The following is an 18,520-nucleotide window of genomic DNA, read 5'->3' on the forward strand; positions in this document are numbered from 1 at the left end:
ATGTATTCATTGTAATACTACCAACAAATACAGTCAATATATATTGTATTTAATATATAGTTAATTTATTTTATTTTTATTAATAAAATTTAATATATCTAGCTTTTTCTACGTTTTTCGTTATTTTTATCATAAATGTTATTTATCTTATTAGATATTTCTCTGTTTAATAAATAAAAATATTGGGTATTCTATAATTATTCTTAAATTACACTTTTAGGAGGAATACCTATGAATAGTTCTTTTAAGGCTAATTCTCTTATTTTTCAATTTATTTTAATATTAATATTGACTTTGATAAACGCCTTTTTTTCCGCAAGTGAAATGGCTATTGTATCTTTAAATAAAAATAAAATAAAAGTTTTAGCAGAGGAAGGAAACAAAAATGCCATACTTATAGAAAGGCTCTTGCAAGAACCAACTAAATTTTTATCTACTGTACAAGTTGGAATAACCTTAGCTAGTTTTTTTTCAAGTGCATCAGCAGCAACTGGCATATCAAATGTATTTGGAAATTTTTTAGAAACATTAAATATACCTTACGCTCACGAAATTTCTTTAATTGTAATTACCGTAATTTTATCTTATATTACTTTGGTTTTTGGAGAACTGCTCCCTAAAAGATTGGCTCTTCAAAATTCTCAAAAAATAGCTATGTATGCTGTTAAACCAATTATGCTTATATCAAAAATTACAATACCTTTTGTAAAACTTTTATCAATCTCAACTAATTTTTTAATAAGACTATTTAATGTAAATAGTAGCAATTTAGAAGAAAAGGTTTCAAAAGAAGAGATTAAGTCTTTAGTTGATGTTGGGCAGGAACATGGAGTTATAAATGAAACAGAAAAAGATATGATAAACAGCATATTTGAATTTGATGATAAGCTTGCAAAAGAAGTCATGACTCCTAGAACCAATGTCTATATGATTAATATTGACGATTGTGCTAATACTTATTTAAATAGTCTGTTAAATGAAAAATATTCTAGAATTCCAATATTCCAAGGAAATATTGATAATATAATAGGGATTTTATATATGAAAGATTTTTTGTGTGAGGCATACAAAGTAGGTTTTGATAACGTAAACTTAAGAAACATATTACATGCACCTTACTTTGTACCTGAAATGAAAAACATTGATGAATTATTTAAAGAACTTCAAATTTCAAGAAAACATATGGCTATTTTAATTGATGAATATGGTGGTTTTTCTGGAATTGTAACTATTGAAGATTTAATCGAAGAAGTAATGGGTGATATTGGTGATGAATTTGATGATGAAGAAATCCTATTAAAGAATATAAACAAAAATACATTTTTAGCTAGCGGTCTTATATCCATTAATGAACTCAATGAAAAACTTCATATAAATTTAGACTCAGAGTCTGATGATTATGATACCTTAGGCGGATTTATAATAAAACTTATAGGATATATTCCTAAAAAAGATGATGACTGTATTGTTAATTACAAGGATATAATATTTAAAATAAAAGAAGTTAATAAGAAACGTATTGTTAAAGTAGAAATTACTATAAATAATTCTTTAGAGGATAAATAGAGTTTGTAGATAGCTCTATCTATCCTCTATTTTAAATTACATTATTATTATAAATAGTGTATAATATAGTTAATTAATTTTAATGAAATAAGGAGCAATTTTAATGAAAAATATTTTACTTATAAATTGTAGCAAACGCAAAAAAAATACGTATAATCTTTTGCTTCAAGCACAAGAAAATTTAAAAACACATGATTTTAGTACAGAAATAATAAATTTGCATGATTATAAAATAAATTTTTGTATTGGATGTGAATGTTGTATTTTAAAAGGATATTGTATTTTAAATGATGATGTTAATATTTTAATGGAAAAACTAAAGAAATGTGACGGCTTTATAATAGGCACTCCAGTATATTTAAATAACATGAGTGGAATTTTAAAAGCCTTTATTGACAGAACATGTGTATGGTTTCATAGAAGTGATATAGCTGGAAAACCTAGTTTTTTAATTATAAACACTCAAGGTTCTGGTGCCAAAAACACATTAAAATCTATTGAGGAATCTTTAAGACAATGGGGAGTATTTTCTTGTGGCCATGCCCTTAGAATTGGTAGTAAGATACATTCTAAACCTCTAACTTCTGATGAATTATCTACTTTTATGAACATCGTTTGTAATAAAACTGAGTATACACCTTCATTTAAAGATGTTTCTTACTTTAGTGTACAAAAAGCTTTAGCCATGAATATTTTTTCTTTGGACAAGGCCTTTTGGATAGAAAATAATTGGAATGAACTTTATTTTTATCCAAATAGCAAAATTAATATGTTTAAAAAATTTTATGGACAGTTTTTATATTCTATGATATCTAAGAATTTAATAAAAGCAAAATCAAACAAAAATGCTATATCAAACTAGATATAGCATTTATTTGACTTTATTTTAATTTTCTTTTAGCCACTTAGAAGCCTCTAAAGCATAATATGTTATTATCATATCTGCTCCAGCTCTCTTCATAGATAACAACATTTCTAACGCTATTTTCTTTTCATCTATCCATCCCATTTTAGCTGCAGCCTTCACCATAGCAAATTCTCCACTTACACTATATGCTACAACTGGTACATTAAAATTACTTCTCACTTGGTGCATTATATCTAAATAAGAAAGTGCTGGTTTCACAATAACCATATCAACCCCTTCTTCTACATCCCATTGAACTTCTTTTAAAGCCTCTCTAGTGTTTGCAGGATCCATTTGATATGTTCTTCTATCTCCAAAACTTGGAGTTGAATCAGCCGCTTCTCTAAATGGCCCATAAAAAGCTGAACAATACTTAGCTGAATATCCCATTATAGAAACATATTCGAAGCCATTTTTATCTAATACTTCTCTAATATATTCAACTCTTCCATCCATCATATCAGATGGAGCCACAACATGTGCCCCTGCCTTTGCGTGTGATAATGCTATTTCTCCTAAACGCTTTAATGTTTTATCATTATCTACATCTTTATCATTTAATATTCCACAATGTCCATGATCTGTATATTCACACATACAAACATCTGTTATAACTAATAATTTATCTGTTAGCTCTCTAATTTTTCTAACAGCTTTTTGAACTATTCCATCTTCTGTTGAAGCTTCTGTTCCACAAGCATCCTTGTGTGCTGGTATACCAAAAAGTATTACTCCTTTTACTTTAGCCTCTAAAATTTCTTTTACCACTTCATCTAATCTATCAATGGATACATGATAGTTTCCTGGAAGAGATGATATCTCATTTTTTATATTTTCTCCTTCAACTACAAATAAAGGATATATAAAATCACTAGCAGATAAAGTATTTTCTCTAACTAAATCTCTAATTTCATTATTTATTCTTAATCTTCTACCTCTTTTAAACATTTTTATCTCCTTTGCATTGAAATTATTTTAAAAAATTTATCTTAATATATCTTGTATTTCTTTTAAAAGCCCATCTTCTGTATGAACTTTGCACATAAATCCATCAACTTCTTTTTGCTTTAATGCTTTAAATGTTTGAGGTCCTATAGCTATGTTTATCTTTTCTTTTATTTTATCTAACCCAACTATATCAACCATATTATTAAACGTACTTGGACTTGTATACAAAACTACATCAACTTCATCAAAAGCCTTGGGATTTTTAGCCTCTCCACATACGTTGTCATATATATGAACTCTATCAACTATTGCTCCAACTTTTGAAATTTCCTCATTTAAATAATCTCTACTTAATGACGAACAAGGCATTAATACTTTGTCTCCTTTATTTAAATGCGGTTTTAAAGCTTCAAATAAACTTTCTCCATAAAATTCTCTAGCCATTGCAAATGGTATTATTCCACGTCTCATAAGAGATTTTTTAGTTTCTTTTCCTATAACAGCAAATTTTGCTTTTATACTTCTTACATCTATTTGTTTATCAACTATATAATCAAAAAATGTTTCAACAGCATTTACTGATGTCAAAACTATATAATCATAAAAACTTATTTTTTCTAAATAATTATCTAAGTTTTTAGGTGTTTTTACTATCTTTATAGAGTTTATTTCTGTAACCTCAGCTCCTAAATCTCTTAATTTTGATTTTAAATTAGATGATTGATTTCTTGATCTTGTGACACAAATATTTTTTCCAAATAAAGGAGTATGCTCATACCAAGCTAATTTTTCATTTAATGTTACAACTTCTCCAATTACTATAATACAAGGAGATTTAAGCTTAGCTTCTTCTACCATTATTTTTATATTTTCTAAAGTCCCTATAACTTTTTTCTGTTTTGAAGACGTTCCACGCATAACAACAGCACATGGAGTACTTATGTCTTTTCCATTTTGAATCAGATTTTTTACAATAAGTTCTAAATTATTAAGCCCCATCATAAATACTAACGTTCCATTTTCTTTAGATAAAGCCTCCCAATTCATTTTAGAAGTACCAGCTGACATTCCTGTAACTATATGAAAATCTTGAGCCATAGCTCTTTGAGTTATAGGAATTCCTGCATAATTTAAAACTGATATAGGTGATGTTACACCAGGCACAACTTCAAATTTAATATTTTCATCTACACACGCTAGAACTTCTTCTCCTCCACGACCAAATACATACGGGTCGCCTCCTTTAATTCTACCTACAGTATGACCTTTTTTTGCTAATGACACTATCATAGAATTTATTTCTTCTTGAGTTTTGTAATGACATCCTGGTTCTTTTCCACAATAATATATTTCGCAATCATCACTTAAATAATTTAAAACATTATTACTAACTAATCTATCATACAAAACAGCTGTACATTTTTTTAATGCCTTTACTGCCTTTAATGTTAAAAGTTCTTCATCCCCTGGGCCTGTTCCTATTATATAAACTTTATTATCCATATTTTTCACCTCTTAAATTTACACACTTAATATTTTTTTAGCTAATTTTTCTCCAAGTAAAATATTATCTTCTTTATTTCCTAAAATATCTTTTTTTATTATTTTATTATTTACCATAAAAGTTCCCATCATATAAAGGTCTAATCCTTCTATTTTAGTATAACACCCTATAAAACTATGACAATCTCCATTTAAAGCTTTCATAAAGCTTCTCTCAGCATCTACAGTAATTCTTACTTGTTTATTATCTAATTCCTTAAAATATTCATTATATTTACACGTTTTAGCTACTTCTATTCCAATTGCACCTTGACCAATAGCTGGTATTAGCATTTTAGGATCAAAATAATCAGTTATTATATTTTCCATATTCATCCTTTTAAGACCTGCAGCTGCTAATATTATTCCATCCATTCCTTCTTCTTTCATCTTTTTAAGTCTAGTTTGAACATTCCCTCTTATTGGGACAATTTCTAAATCAGGTCTTAGAAGTTTTATTTGAGCTTCTCGTCTTATACTACTTGTTCCTATTTTGGCACCCTTTCTTAGTTCAGCAAAATGAACCCCATTTGAAGATACAAAAACATCTCTTATATCATCTCTATCTGGCATAGAAATCAAAGAAAAACTGTCTTCTAATTGATATGGCACATCTTTCATGCTATGAACTGCACAGTGTGCTCTACCTTCTAAAAGTGCACGTTCTATATCTTTTACAAAAAGACCTTTACCCCCTATTTTATCCAAAGCTACATCAAGCCTCTTGTCTCCTTCTGTAACTATTAATAATTTTTCACTATCTAAATTTAACTTATCATTTAAAATTTTCATAACTATTTCAGTTTGCACTTGTGCTAACTTACTTTTTCTAGTTGCAATTACTATACTCATATGTATCCCTCTCTCTTAATCTTGTAAAAATATTTTGCTTATTATATCTAAACATTCCTTTTGCCTTCCCTTTAAAGATTCTTCCTTTAATACATCTATGGCTTTATTTATATATGTATGAGATGCGCTTTTTATAAGAGTTTTAGCAAGCTTTAAATCTTCTTTACCCTTGCTCTTATTTGCGAAAGTTTTAGCTCTTTGTAGATAAGTTTCATCTCCAGACATTTTAAGCATTTTTATTATAGGGCCTAGTTTTCTAGTATTTAGCCAAACATTATATTCCCCTATTTTTTCATCTATTATATATCTGTAACTCTCCATTCTTTCTTTTCTAACTGCTTTATTTCTATCATCTATAGAGCTTATGTAATCTAAATCATAAAGCCTAACCCTATCTATTTGAGAAACCTTTGAATCTACATCACGCGGAACAGCAAGGTCAAAAATACATATACTATCTCCCTCTACATCTATATCCTCTTTATTTATTAATGTATGTGTTGCAGCAGTGCAACTTATAACTGCATCAACTTGATTTAAAAATTTATTTTTTTCCGCAAATGATATAACAGATAATCTATCATCTTCTATATCATTAACAACATCCTTATTTCTTACAACTATATATAGCTTATCGATATTATGCCCTAAAATATACTTAGCTGCAAGCTTTCCCATTTCACCATAGCCTAATACCATAAACTTTTTTGCATTAATACTAAGAGCTTTAGTTATAGATATTGAAACTGATGATACTGGAACTTCAAATATCTTACATTCAGTTCTAAACTTTTTACCACATGATAAAGCTTCTTCAAAAAGTTTTTGAAGTTCGTAACCTAAAACCCCTTCTTCTTTAGCTAATATATAGCTATCTTTTATTTGCCCTAAGATTTGATCTTCACCTAAAATTCTTGAATGAAAACCACATACAACTTCCATAAGATGATATACTGCATTATCTTGTTTTAATAAAAATACAAAAGGTGATAACTTTTTATAATCCCATTGCAAATCTTCAAATATTTTATGTACTATATAATTATCTTCTAAAGAATCATCTGCATTTATATATATCTCTGTTCTATTGCAAGTGGATAGTATTACAGCTTCTTTAAAATCTTCTTTTAATCTCTTTACTAATATCTTTTGTCTACTAGGTGCTATTGCAAATTCTGCTCTTACATCTAAACTCGTGTTTTTTTTAATTCCTAAAAGTAATATCACATTATACCCCCTAATCCTTTAATACATAAAGAATATTATATCATAAAATAAGAACTCTTTCATTTCTTTAGTATTCTCTAAATTTAATATACATTATTAATAAGAAATAATTATTAATAATTATATCATATAATTGTTATTTTGGTTATTCTTTTGATGTTCTTCTATATTTATATTCCATAGTATACCTTCCTTTAATTCTTAAAAGCAAAAGAGACAAAATAATCATTTTGTCTCTTTTGCTTTTAAGTTAAGCTTAATAAATAATCATAAATTGGCTTTAATTCATCATATGTTCCAACAATACAATTTGGATATTGTTTTATATCAGGTTTATTATAATCTCTAAAATCACTAGGAACCGGAAGACCTAGACCGCAAAGTATCAAAAAATCAACATCAAATATTATATTAGATATTGCTGATAACTTTATCATTACCTGCTCTTTGCCTTCACTTGCATATATTCCTTTAAACTTACTTTTAGCACTTTTTCTCTCTATTATTATTTTATTACTAGTTATATTTACAATAGTTCCGCACTTTAACTCAAAAATTTTTCCTTCCATAACCTTCTCCCTACCTTAACTCTATATTAATCATATAATAATCTACTTTATATGATATATTATATCACTTTTTTATGTCCTTTTAGTTACAAAAGGAAAAATAAGTTTATAAATACTCATTTATACTCATATTGTTTATCATCAAATTTTCAATTTTATAATCTGAAAAAATTTCTTTCATTATACTAACTGGAGTTGCTAAAGACATAACATTTGACTCCTTATTAGTACATTTATCTATTAATTGTTTTGAAATCATACCTATAAGATTTCCTTTTACATCAAAAACCCCTGCACCACAAGCATACTTATCTGTTTCTGCTAAAATTTCTATTAATCCTTTTGGAGTAACTGTTTTGCTTTCTTCTTCTATATAACCATTTACTTTCGCATTATAACGTATATCTAAAGTTTTATATTGCCTCATACTATTTATAATATTGCCTAAAGTTATTATGTTTTCATCCTTTTTATATATTTGTCTGACTACAATAACGTGACTACCTATGAAAGCTTCATTTTCATTTCCAAAATTTGCAACTAAACTTTCATCAAAAATTCTATTAATTTTTATTATTGCTAAATTATTATTTTTATTTTTATATACTACCTTCCCTATTATTTCTTCTCCTGTATTTAACGTAACTATAGGACTTAAATTCTCTAATTCTCCTACTAACTCATAAGTTGTAAATATATGTCCGTCATTATCAACTATAACTCCAGATCCTCTTTTACCCATTTTCCCAGACACTCCATCCATTACTTGAACGCCTTGATTTATAAGCTTTTTAGTTAAATCACTTATATATTTTTCTTTCTTATCTACCATATATCTATCCCCTTTAAAAACTTAATTATTAACTCTTTATACAATGCTTTTATCTAATGCAACTTCATCTATAACACTAGCAGAAGTTTCATTATTAATAATATCCTTTATATTATTTATTGAAATTGCAAAGCTTAACCTCTCATAATCTTCGCATTTTCCAAGCAATAATCCAACAATCTCTCCTCTCACATTTAAAAGAGGACCCCCAAGTGATGCTTTAGTTGATATACCATTATATAAAATACAATTGTTGCTTTTAAATATATTATTAGAATCAATTTTATATTCTTGATTTATTTGAGCTACTATCCCTTCCACTACATTTATATTTCTGTTTTCTTCAAAAGGGCATACTGCATATACTTTATTTCCAATCCCTAAATCATTTGAATCACCAAGGGATAAATACTTTGTATAATCATTTAAACTTATAGAAATCATTGAAAATAAATTTCCTTCTTTATCTTTGAAAACTTTTTCTACTATCCCCTCTATTGTTTTATCTGAATTATAAAACTTACAATATAACCTATCTCCACATTCAAATTGAACTAAATTACCATCTTTATTTAATTTATATCCATTTGCTAAAAGATTTCCTTCATTATTTATAAACACCGCAGTACCTAATATACTATTTTCTTTATCAAGTAGCATTACAGTAGCTTCCATAGCTTTCTTAAGCATAGTGACTCTACACTCATCCTCTTGAAAAATAGATTGTAGTACATTGTCTTCATTTTTCAAAGTGCCCTCCATGATATAATTTTCTTTAATATCTCGTCCTAACACTTCACGAGATTTTATATTGCCTTTTCTAAAATTAAGTCCTATACAAACCCATGTAGCAACACATATCAAACTTAATAATATTATTATATTTTCTTCATTTATTGTCTTTGCACAATAAATAGTTACTGAAAAAATTAATATCGCTAAAAATATTATAGTTAAATTAGCCTTCTTACCCACTTTATTCTCCATAAATTCCCTCCTAAAATATTATGTAAAATATATATTATAAATTTTCATATTTTATTCCATTAAATTATAAATATCTAAATTATTGAAAAGTTTATTTAATTAGAGTAAAATTTTATTATTGTTTATTTTAGGAGGTGCTTTTTATGCCTTTAGCAGTTAAAATACTAGTTATATTTGCTTTTTGCTTTTCTATAGCAGTTATAATATCTCTTGCAGTATTTGCTAGAAAAGTTTTAAAGAAAAAATAATAATTTACATAATTTTTATGCTTTTTACTGATAAATTGTAATTTAAGCACACAAAAAGACTGCCTAATTCCTAGACAGCCTTTTTATTTTACCAAGGATATTTTCCTTGTTTACTATATGGTAATAATTTTCCATTCATTGTTATAATAACTCTATCTCCCTTAGAGTCTTTTTCTATTTCAACATCTATTCCAAAATCAATAGCACTCATTATAGCATTCCCTGATTTCTCATGAATTATTTCTTTTATTGCAGGTCCATATGTATCTAATGCCTCATGCAATCTATAAAGAATAGGATCAGTATCTGCCTTATATGGATGTTCCCTAAGAACATTAAAAATCTCTGTATTTAATTCTAATTCTTTTTCTAATAGCTTAATGTATTCCTCCGGAACCCATTGTTGACCTTTAAAAGCACTAGCAAGCCATACCTTATTCACATTTATTCTCCTTGCAAGTTCCTCATAAGTTAATCCCTTTTTCTTTCTAGCATTTTCTATAACTTTTAACTCCTCTTCTTTTGAATATCTGTTTAAATAATCTTCATTTCTCATAATGAATCTCCTCAAATCCAATCATTTTTTAATTAGTTTTTTCTTTTAACCTTTAATTTAGTAGTTTTTTTCTTAAATTTGGGCTTCACAACCTTAACATCTGATATTTGTCCATCATATATATATAGCCTAGGAATTTTTATCTTTAATTTTTTTTCATATGATAAAACAGTCTTTTCTTCTTTATAGTTTGCTAAAGAATACGCTATTCCCTTATTTCCACATCTCCCAACTCTACCTACTCTATGAAGATAATCTTTATAATCTCTTGGTATATCTAAATTTACTATATGACTGACTCCTTTTATATCAAGTCCTCTAGAAGCTACATCTGACGCTATTAAAACTTGCACTTCTCCTTTTCTAAATTTTTCCAAAGCCTCTTGTCTTTGTCTATTTTTATTATTTCCGTGTAATGACTCTACTTTTATCTTATGATACCTTAACTTTTCTAACATTATATTTATATCATAATTATTATTTATAAATGCTATTAATTTTTCTGCTTTTGTGGCATGAATTATTCTTCTTAAGTAATCTACTTTATCTCTTTCTTCAACTAAAAAATATCCATGAATTATATTTTCATTTACTTGATTTTTTCCTCTAATACTTAAAACTTCACAATCTTTTAAAATTTTTTTTCCAACTTCTAAAGTTTTTTCCGTTAGAGTAGCTGAAAATAGAAGCTTTTGAACATCTCTTTTACACGGTTTTATTATAGCATTTACTTCCTCTATATAATTAAAATCTAAAAGTTTATCTCCTTCATCCATGACTATAAAATTTATTGTGTGAGCTGAAATCTTTCTTTTTTTTATAAGTTCCAATATTCTTCCACTAGATCCTACTAATATATGAGGTTTTCCTTTAAGTTTTTCAATTTGTCTTGAAATATTTCCACTTCCAACTAGACTTAAGGATGTTATTTTTCTATTCATACCTCTCTTTAAATCATTTAAAGTATTATTTATTTGAATAGCAAGTTCGTATGTGGGCGCCACAACTATACATTGCATGTCTTTTTTAGTGTCATCTATCTTTTCTATTATTGGCAAAATATAAGCTAAAGTCTTTCCTGTCCCAGTTTCAGATTGAGCTATTAAATTTTTTTCATTTAATACGATAGGAATTGCTTTTTCCTGTATTTCAGTTGGTTTGTCTATTTCTAAATTTTTTAATGAATTTACTATATCTTCTCTAAGACCTAAACTTTTAAATGTTGTCATATAATTCTCCTTAAATAAATTTCATTTAAATATTTAAAAGCTTACCATAGAAAAATATGATAAGCTTTTTTTATTTTATTATACCCTAAATAAGCTATTATTAAAACTTTTATATTTATAACTCCTTTTTTCTTGTTATCTTTACTTTTATCATATTTATTATAAAAAGTATAAAAGCTATAAAACAAAGTATAGATACCATTAAATAAACATCCCTCATTGCAAATATAAATATATGTGGCTTTCCAGGTATAAAACCTAAAACCTTATATCCTGCAAGCTTACTCATATATTTATAAAGAAATGTTGTGGATACCGAAACACCAATTGCAAGACCTACATTTCTTATAAGCGCATTTGTTCCGCCTGCTATTCCTAATTTATTTTTAGGGACAGATGACATTATAGCATTTGTATTTGGAGATTTAAATAAACCATTTGCAAAACCTAATGTAGATAAAAATAATACTATACTTACTACACTAGATTCAATATTTAATGTGGATAATAGTATCAGCGCTATTCCAATTATAAAAATTCCTAATATATTTAATATTTCATTTCCTATTTTATCTGATAAATGACCACTCAATGGCGCCACTATAAGCATTATAATTGGTGAAGACATCATAATTATAGATGTATAAAAAGCACTAAACCCCAAAGCATCTTGAAGATAAAAAGGCTCTATTATACTAACCGTATTTATTGCTATAAATGATATACATGCCCCTATTAAGTTTATTGTAAAAGTTAAATTTTTAAAAAGAGATAAATCAAGCATTGGTGATTTTGCTTTTTTTTCAATATAAACAAATACTGCAAAAGCAAAAAATCCAATTATAAATCCACATACTATGTATATATCAGAAAATCCTATTTGTTGTCCTATCATCATCGCTGAAAATATAAAAACTATCGAAATAAAAAAAGTTAGAACACCTTTTCCATCTATTTTCTCAGTAGTTTTTAATACTTCAACTGGTATATATTTTCTAGCTAAAATATATGCAACTACTCCTATCGGAACATTTATCAAAAATATATAATGCCATGTTAAATATGTTATTATAATTCCTCCAAGCCCTGGACCTATAAGAGCACCAAGTGCAACAGCAGCTCCCGTTACTCCAAGTGCTTTTCCTCTTTCTTCAGCAGAAAAAATAGCTGTTATTATCCCTTGATTTGTTGACATTACAAGTGCTGCACCTATTGCTTGAACTACCCTTGAGGCAACTAATAGATAAATATTCCCTGATATCCCACAAAGAAATGATCCTATTGTAAACACTAAAATTCCATTTATAAATACTAAAGTCTTACTCTTCATATCTCCTATTCTACCAAACAACAATATGGTTGCTGATATTATTATAAGGTAGATGCTAACAATCCACTCCGCAGAAGCCATATTTATCCTTAATTCTGTTTCAATTGTTGGAAGAGCTATATTTACAATATTACTATCTAAGGACGCCATAAAAGGTAGTAAAACAACTATTGCAAGTATTATCCATCTGTTTTTATGTATTTCTTCAGAAGACATTTGTTTTCTTTTAAACATATACTTTCTCCTTTTTACTTATTAATATAATCCCATTTATCAAAATAAAACTAAAAAAGATAATGATATATTATTTATCATTATCTTTTTTTTATACTTGTATTTAAATTTTTTATATTAAAGTAAAACTTTTTTCTTTGCCTTTGTCCTTATCATATTGATTATAAAAAGTACAAAAGCTATAAAACAAAGAACAGATACCATTAAATAAACATCTTTCATTGCTGACACAAATATATCTGGTTTTCCTGGTATATATCCTAAAACTTTGTGTCCTGCAAGTCTACTCATGTCTGCATAAAGAATAGTTGTTGATACTGAAACACCAATAGCTAGTCCAACATTTCTTATAAGTGCATTAGTTCCGCCTGCTATTCCTAATTTATTTTTAGGGACAGATGACATTATAGCACTTGTATTTGGCGATTGGAAAAGTCCATTTGCAAGACCTAATACACATAAAAATAATACTATTTTTAATATACTAGAATCTACATTCAATGTAGATAACATTATAATTGATATGCCTGTTATTAAAATTCCAATTGTATTTAACTTTCCATTGCCTATCTTATCTGATATATGACCACTTAAAGGTGCTACAACTAACATAACAATAGGATAAGACATCATAATCATAGCTGATGTAAAAGCACTATACCCTAATGCATCTTGAAGATAAAATGGTTCTATTATACTTATTGTATTTATTGATATAAAAGATATACATGCACATATTAAATTTGTTGAAAAGGTAGAATTTCTAAAAAGCGACAAATCAAGCATTGGTGCTTTTTCTTTTCTCTCAACAAATATAAATATAACTAAAGCTATAAATCCAACTATAAATGCACAAATTATATAAATATCATTAAATCCTATTTGCTGACCTACCATTATAGCTGAAAATATAAATACTATTGCAATAAAAAATGTTGATGCACCTTTTCCGTCCATTTTTTCATTCTTTGTTGACATATTAACTGGTATAAATTTTCTAGCTAAAATATATGCAACTATCCCTATTGGAACATTTATTAAAAATATGTAATGCCATGTTAAATATGTTACTATAATTCCTCCAAGAGCAGGTCCTATAAGAGCACCAAGTGCAACAGCTGAACCAGTTATTCCAAGTGCTTTTCCTCTTTCAGTTACGGGAAAAACCGCAGTTATTATTCCTTGATTTGTTGACATCACAAGTCCTGCTCCTATTGCTTGTACTACTCTAGATGCGACTAAAAAATAAATATTTATAGATACTCCACAAAGAAGCGATCCTAATGTAAATACTATAATACCATTTATAAATACTAATCCCTTACTTTTCATATCTCCTATTCTACCAAATAATAGTATTGTAGCTGATATTATTATAAGATAAGCACTAACAACCCACTCAGCTGAAGCCATATTTATCTTTAAATCTGCTTCAATTGTCGGAAGAGCTATATTTACAATGTTGCTATCTAAAGAAGACATAAGAGGCAATAAAACAACTATTGCAAGTATTATCCATCTGTTTTTATGTATTTCCTCAGAAGACATTTGATTTTTTTTTAATATACTTCCCATATTTTTCTCCTTTAAATTTTATTATGTTTACATATAAACACCATTTATATTGTACATCAAAAGTGTTTATACGTAAACACTAAATTTCAAAAATAAAAGACAATGATAAATTACCATTGCCTTTTTTATACTTCAATCTAAAAAATTATTTAAAATATTTTTATGCTCTTATTGATGATCATTATATTGTCCATAAAGGAACATTTGAGCCTCTGCTGTTCTTCTTGCATATAGTCCTGATGAGAATGAACCTCCCATATAACTCCAAGATTGAAAATCTGTCATTATAGTTGATGCATTTGTATTTCCATTTTTTACATCTTGAAGAAGTTGACTATTTTCTAAAGAACCTATTCCTAAATTATAAGCAAAATCTGTTAAAGCATTTATTTGATTTTGATTTAAATTACATCCTTGTGTTAAGCTCTTAACTTGACTCATGTATGTAGTTAAACTACCTTGTAATGTATTTAAAGCCTCTTGATAAGTCACATTGTCTGGATACGTATTTCCGTAATTTTGTCCAAATCCTACTGTCCAACCACCGCTCCAATAAGGTGTTGCTGAAAATCCTTCATATGATGCTGTAAAATCAACTAAATCAGATGGTGCTGTATATGAAACCTTATTTGCATAATTGGTTCCTACAACATTATTATTTGATGAATTAGTAGTTTCATTATTAGAAACATTTGAATCACCTAATTTTTTTGATGAATTACTTTTTGAAACACTTGTTTTTGAAACAGTTGCAGTTGAATTATTTAAAGCATTTGTTGAATTATTTGATGAAGCGTTTCCTGTTGATATATAGTTTGAATAAACATATCCAACCGTTCCATCATGATTTATTTTATACCATCCATTATTTTCTGATAATATAGTAACGCTTGTCCCTTCTGATAATTCTCCTATTATGCTATAATCAGTATTCGGACCTGATCTAAAATTCAAATCCACTCCGCTATTTAGATTACTAACAACTCCAGATTTTGAAGTATTACTTGATGAATTTGATAAACTTGATGAATTATTTCCTACAGATACATAGTAACCGTAAACATATCCAATTGTTCCATCATAGTTTATTTTGTACCATCCGTTACTTTCTGATAATATAGTAAACGTTGTACCTTCTGACAAGCCACCTATTACAGTATCATTAGTGCTTGGACCTAATCTGAAATTTAATTGTATATCTCCACTAAGATTTATAACTGTTCCTGTTTTTGAACTACTACTTAAATTACCGCTAACAATAGATATACATGGTGCATAAACATATCCTGTTGTTCCATTATATTGTACTTTATACCAATTACTATTACATTGAGATATTATTTGAACATTAGTACCACTTGAAAGTTCCCCGATTATATTATAACTAGTGCCAGGGCCTTGTCTTAGATTTAATGATGTGTAACCATTCCCAAGATTAGAAACTTCACCATATCGAATCTCACCACATAAAGTTGTATCTTTTGATGCAGTTGAAACTTCTGAAGTTTTTATACTATTAAATGCTTTATTAGAAACCGTTGAAATATTTTCGTTTTTAGTATTATCCGTTAGTGCTTTTTCACCGTTATTATCCGTTGTTTTTGATTGGTTTTTAGTTGTAGTTTTTTGTAAACTCTGTTTCGACGAAGAGTTTAAAGATGCGGAACTGCTTAATGGTAGTGTAGCTGCAAAAGCTGAGGTACTTCCTACAAGAGTAGTACTTATTACCACTGATGCTACCACTAACATATTTTTTATTTTATTACTTTTCACTTATAAATTCCTCCTACTTGCTTAGAATTTCTTATATTTATCGCAGAAATAGTTAACACTGGGTTCATAATTCTTAGTAAATAAAATTTTTTAACAAATTCCATCTAAAAATTCAACTTTAATTTTAAATTTAATTTTTTAAGTACTTTTTTAACAATCTAGCTATGTTTAAAATTCGACATTTAGGCATTTTTATAAAATTAATCTTACCTTTAACAATCTACAATTTTCTGCATAGAAAAATCGTACTAAATAAATTTCCCTAATTATATAAATATAAAAAATTTGCGTCTTATTTGAATATTATGTTTTTATTTATTAATTTATTTTTTATGTATTTTTATCCTTATTTTTTGTCATAATATCCCTCGTTTTGTATACATTATACACTATATTTTTTTTAAAAGCAAGTTTTGGATTATTAAGGTAAAAAAAATGTAATTTTTTATGTAATTTAATTATATTTTTTAATACTTTTATATCTTAGTATTTTTTTAAACTCTAATGATATTTAAAAATACATTTAAAAATACATTTAAAAATACATTAATACAAATCACTAAATTTTACATTTTTTTATTATTAACTATAAGAATATATTTTTATAGTTAATTTTTTATCAATCTTTTATTTTAAATTTTCATTAATCTCTTTTATAGTATTTTTTATATTATTAGTTTGAAAAATAGCAGAAATCACAGCTACTCCATCTATGTTTTCTCTCAAAGAGCTATTTATATTATTTTCTGTTATTCCTCCAATTCCAAAAATAGGATTATCCGTGATTTTTTTTATTTTTTGAAGAGTTTTTATAGATAAATTGACAGTATTGCTTTTACTTTTGCTTTTATATAAAGCACCTACTCCTAAATACGTAGCTCCTTCACTTATAGCCTCAAGTGCTTCCTTTTCATTATGTGCAGTTGCCCCTATTATTTTTCCTTCTCCTAATATCTTTTTTGCTTCACTTATTTTCATATCTTCCCTTCCTAAATGCACTCCATGAGCATCAACTACAAGGGCTATATCCACTCTATCATTTACAATAAATATTGCATTATACTCATGACAAAGTTGCTTTAGCACTCTAGCTTCTGCACACATATCCTTTGTTGATTTTTCTTTAGCCCTATACTGAACTATTTTTATTCCACATTCTAAAGCTATTCTAACTTTTTCAACTAATATATCAAAATCTAATCTATAATCTGTTATAAGGTATATTTTTTTTGATTTTAAATCAAATTCATCTTTATTTTTATGATTTTCGATTAAATCATAAAATTTATTTTTTTCTTTTTTTACAATAAATTCCCCTTGATTATTATAAAATTTATAAAAATGATGTGTTGGTCCTATCCCTTTACCTAGAGTAAATCCATGCTTTATTGCATTTGTGACATATTCTTTTGCCAAAGCAACACTTTCCTTTAAGGACATTCCCTTAGCCATATTAGCAGCTATTGCTGAAGATAACGTACAGCCCGTCCCATGAGTATTATCATTTTCTATTCTTTCTTTTTCAAAAATAGTAAATTCTATTCCATCATATAAAACATCGATAGCATCACCCTTTAAATGTCCACCTTTTATTAAAACAGCTTTAGGTCCAAGGTTTAAAATAGCTTCTACTGCTTTTTTCATATCATCTAACGTTAAAATTCTTTCATTTGTTATTTCTTCAGCTTCTAATATATTAGGCGTTATTAACGTTGCAAAAGGTATTAGATTAGTAATTAAAGCATCTTTTGCATCTTTTGACAAAAGATTAAATCCATTTTTAGACACCATAACAGGATCTATAACAATAGGTGGCAAATTTCTAATTTCTCTTAAACTTTCAACTATCGCATTTATTGATTCTTTTTTTGAAACCATCCCTATTTTAATTACATTTACATCTATATCATCAAAAATAACATTAATTTGTTTTTTTATCATATTTGAGCTTATATCCTCTATACTAAAAACTCCTTGAGTACTTTGTGCTGTTACTGCTGTTATTACACTCATTGCAAAAACTCCATTAGCAGACATAGTCTTAATATCAGCTTGAATACCTGCCCCTCCACAACTATCTGATCCTGCAATTGTAAGTCCATTAATCATAACTTTCTCCTTTTAAATTATCTATTTTATTATTCT

15 protein-coding genes and 1 pseudogene are annotated in these 18,520 nt (G+C 27.3%); 2 read left to right on the plus strand and 14 right to left on the minus strand.

Annotation, left to right across the window (positions count from 1 at the left end; translation table 11 throughout):
• Positions 1-231: 231 nt before the first annotated feature.
• Together HH195_RS05580 and HH195_RS05585 are read left to right on the plus strand one after the other, a co-directional pair.
• Entirely contained in the window at positions 232-1,566 is a 1,335-nt protein-coding gene (locus tag HH195_RS05580) for a hemolysin family protein (RefSeq protein WP_196370093.1), read from the plus strand.
• Positions 1,567-1,669: 103 nt separating this feature from the next.
• The gene (locus HH195_RS05585; protein ID WP_196370095.1) at positions 1,670-2,428 is read left to right on the plus strand and encodes a flavodoxin family protein; all 759 of its coding nucleotides are present in this window, start codon (positions 1,670-1,672) and stop codon (positions 2,426-2,428) included.
• 24 nt (positions 2,429-2,452) lie between these two features.
• Here HH195_RS05585 and hemB read toward each other — a convergent pair whose 3' ends face one another.
• From hemB to thiD, 14 genes and pseudogenes are all read right to left on the minus strand, one after another.
• Positions 2,453-3,421, minus strand: coding sequence for a porphobilinogen synthase (gene hemB / locus HH195_RS05590; RefSeq protein ID WP_196370097.1), 969 nt, complete (start codon positions 3,419-3,421; stop codon positions 2,453-2,455).
• 36 nt (positions 3,422-3,457) lie between these two features.
• Entirely contained in the window at positions 3,458-4,924 is a 1,467-nt protein-coding gene (gene cobA / locus HH195_RS05595) for a uroporphyrinogen-III C-methyltransferase (RefSeq protein WP_196370098.1), read from the minus strand.
• A gap of 18 nt (positions 4,925-4,942) precedes the next feature.
• Positions 4,943-5,815, minus strand: a complete 873-nt coding sequence (hemC, locus tag HH195_RS05600; protein WP_196370100.1) for a hydroxymethylbilane synthase — start codon at positions 5,813-5,815, stop codon at positions 4,943-4,945.
• Between the two features lie 15 nt (positions 5,816-5,830).
• Positions 5,831-7,042, minus strand: a complete 1,212-nt coding sequence (gene hemA / locus HH195_RS05605; protein WP_196370102.1) for a glutamyl-tRNA reductase — start codon at positions 7,040-7,042, stop codon at positions 5,831-5,833.
• A gap of 245 nt (positions 7,043-7,287) precedes the next feature.
• Positions 7,288-7,611 (minus strand): hypothetical protein, encoded by a 324-nt coding sequence (locus HH195_RS05610; RefSeq protein ID WP_055256947.1) that lies wholly within the window; start codon positions 7,609-7,611, stop codon positions 7,288-7,290.
• A gap of 106 nt (positions 7,612-7,717) precedes the next feature.
• Entirely contained in the window at positions 7,718-8,443 is a 726-nt protein-coding gene (locus HH195_RS05615; RefSeq protein WP_196370104.1) for a S1 family peptidase, read from the minus strand.
• Positions 8,444-8,479: 36 nt separating this feature from the next.
• Complete coding sequence (locus tag HH195_RS05620) at positions 8,480-9,430, minus strand: S1 family peptidase (RefSeq protein WP_196370106.1); 951 nt, start codon at positions 9,428-9,430, stop codon at positions 8,480-8,482.
• Between the two features lie 336 nt (positions 9,431-9,766).
• Positions 9,767-10,234 carry a cyanase gene (gene cynS / locus HH195_RS05625; protein ID WP_196370108.1) on the minus strand — a complete coding sequence of 156 codons (468 nt, stop codon included), beginning with the start codon at positions 10,232-10,234 and terminating at the stop codon, positions 9,767-9,769.
• 32 nt (positions 10,235-10,266) lie between these two features.
• Complete coding sequence (locus HH195_RS05630; protein ID WP_196370110.1) at positions 10,267-11,463, minus strand: DEAD/DEAH box helicase; 1,197 nt, start codon at positions 11,461-11,463, stop codon at positions 10,267-10,269.
• 115 nt (positions 11,464-11,578) lie between these two features.
• Positions 11,579-13,027 carry an MFS transporter gene (locus tag HH195_RS05635; RefSeq protein ID WP_243278483.1) on the minus strand — a complete coding sequence of 483 codons (1,449 nt, stop codon included), beginning with the start codon at positions 13,025-13,027 and terminating at the stop codon, positions 11,579-11,581.
• A gap of 117 nt (positions 13,028-13,144) precedes the next feature.
• Positions 13,145-14,602 carry an MFS transporter gene (locus HH195_RS05640; RefSeq protein ID WP_196370112.1) on the minus strand — a complete coding sequence of 486 codons (1,458 nt, stop codon included), beginning with the start codon at positions 14,600-14,602 and terminating at the stop codon, positions 13,145-13,147.
• 168 nt (positions 14,603-14,770) lie between these two features.
• Positions 14,771-16,375: an SH3 domain-containing protein gene (locus tag HH195_RS05645; protein ID WP_196370114.1), complete on the minus strand. Its 1,605-nt coding sequence runs from the start codon at positions 16,373-16,375 to the stop codon at positions 14,771-14,773.
• Between the two features lie 627 nt (positions 16,376-17,002).
• Positions 17,003-17,683, minus strand: coding sequence for a thiamine phosphate synthase (gene thiE, locus HH195_RS12580; protein ID WP_243278564.1), 681 nt, complete (start codon positions 17,681-17,683; stop codon positions 17,003-17,005).
• 18 nt (positions 17,684-17,701) lie between these two features.
• Positions 17,702-18,484, minus strand: a pseudogene (thiD, locus tag HH195_RS12585) (bifunctional hydroxymethylpyrimidine kinase/phosphomethylpyrimidine kinase); the annotation flags it as partial.
• Positions 18,485-18,520 lie beyond the last annotated feature (36 nt).

It is taken from the genome of Candidatus Sarcina troglodytae (assembly GCF_015708635.1).
In the GTDB taxonomy this organism is placed as follows: Bacteria; Bacillota; Clostridia; order Clostridiales; family Clostridiaceae; genus Sarcina; species Sarcina ventriculi.

Excerpts from the sequence above, each read along its gene's own strand:
- HH195_RS05580 (WP_196370093.1), top strand. The coding sequence starts at position 232 with ATGAATAGTTCTTTTAAGGCTAATTCTCTTATTTTTCAATTTATTTTA.
- HH195_RS05585 (WP_196370095.1), top strand. The coding sequence starts at position 1,670 with ATGAAAAATATTTTACTTATAAATTGTAGCAAACGCAAAAAAAATACG.
- hemB (WP_196370097.1), bottom strand. The coding sequence starts at position 3,421 with ATGTTTAAAAGAGGTAGAAGATTAAGAATAAATAATGAAATTAGAGAT.
- cobA (WP_196370098.1), bottom strand. The coding sequence starts at position 4,924 with ATGGATAATAAAGTTTATATAATAGGAACAGGCCCAGGGGATGAAGAA.
- hemC (WP_196370100.1), bottom strand. The coding sequence starts at position 5,815 with ATGAGTATAGTAATTGCAACTAGAAAAAGTAAGTTAGCACAAGTGCAA.
- HH195_RS05610 (WP_055256947.1), bottom strand. The coding sequence starts at position 7,611 with ATGGAAGGAAAAATTTTTGAGTTAAAGTGCGGAACTATTGTAAATATA.
- HH195_RS05615 (WP_196370104.1), bottom strand. The coding sequence starts at position 8,443 with ATGGTAGATAAGAAAGAAAAATATATAAGTGATTTAACTAAAAAGCTT.
- HH195_RS05620 (WP_196370106.1), bottom strand. The coding sequence starts at position 9,430 with ATGGAGAATAAAGTGGGTAAGAAGGCTAATTTAACTATAATATTTTTA.
- cynS (WP_196370108.1), bottom strand. The coding sequence starts at position 10,234 with ATGAGAAATGAAGATTATTTAAACAGATATTCAAAAGAAGAGGAGTTA.
- HH195_RS05630 (WP_196370110.1), bottom strand. The coding sequence starts at position 11,463 with ATGACAACATTTAAAAGTTTAGGTCTTAGAGAAGATATAGTAAATTCA.
- HH195_RS05635 (WP_243278483.1), bottom strand. The coding sequence starts at position 13,027 with ATGTTTAAAAGAAAACAAATGTCTTCTGAAGAAATACATAAAAACAGA.
- HH195_RS05640 (WP_196370112.1), bottom strand. The coding sequence starts at position 14,602 with ATGGGAAGTATATTAAAAAAAAATCAAATGTCTTCTGAGGAAATACAT.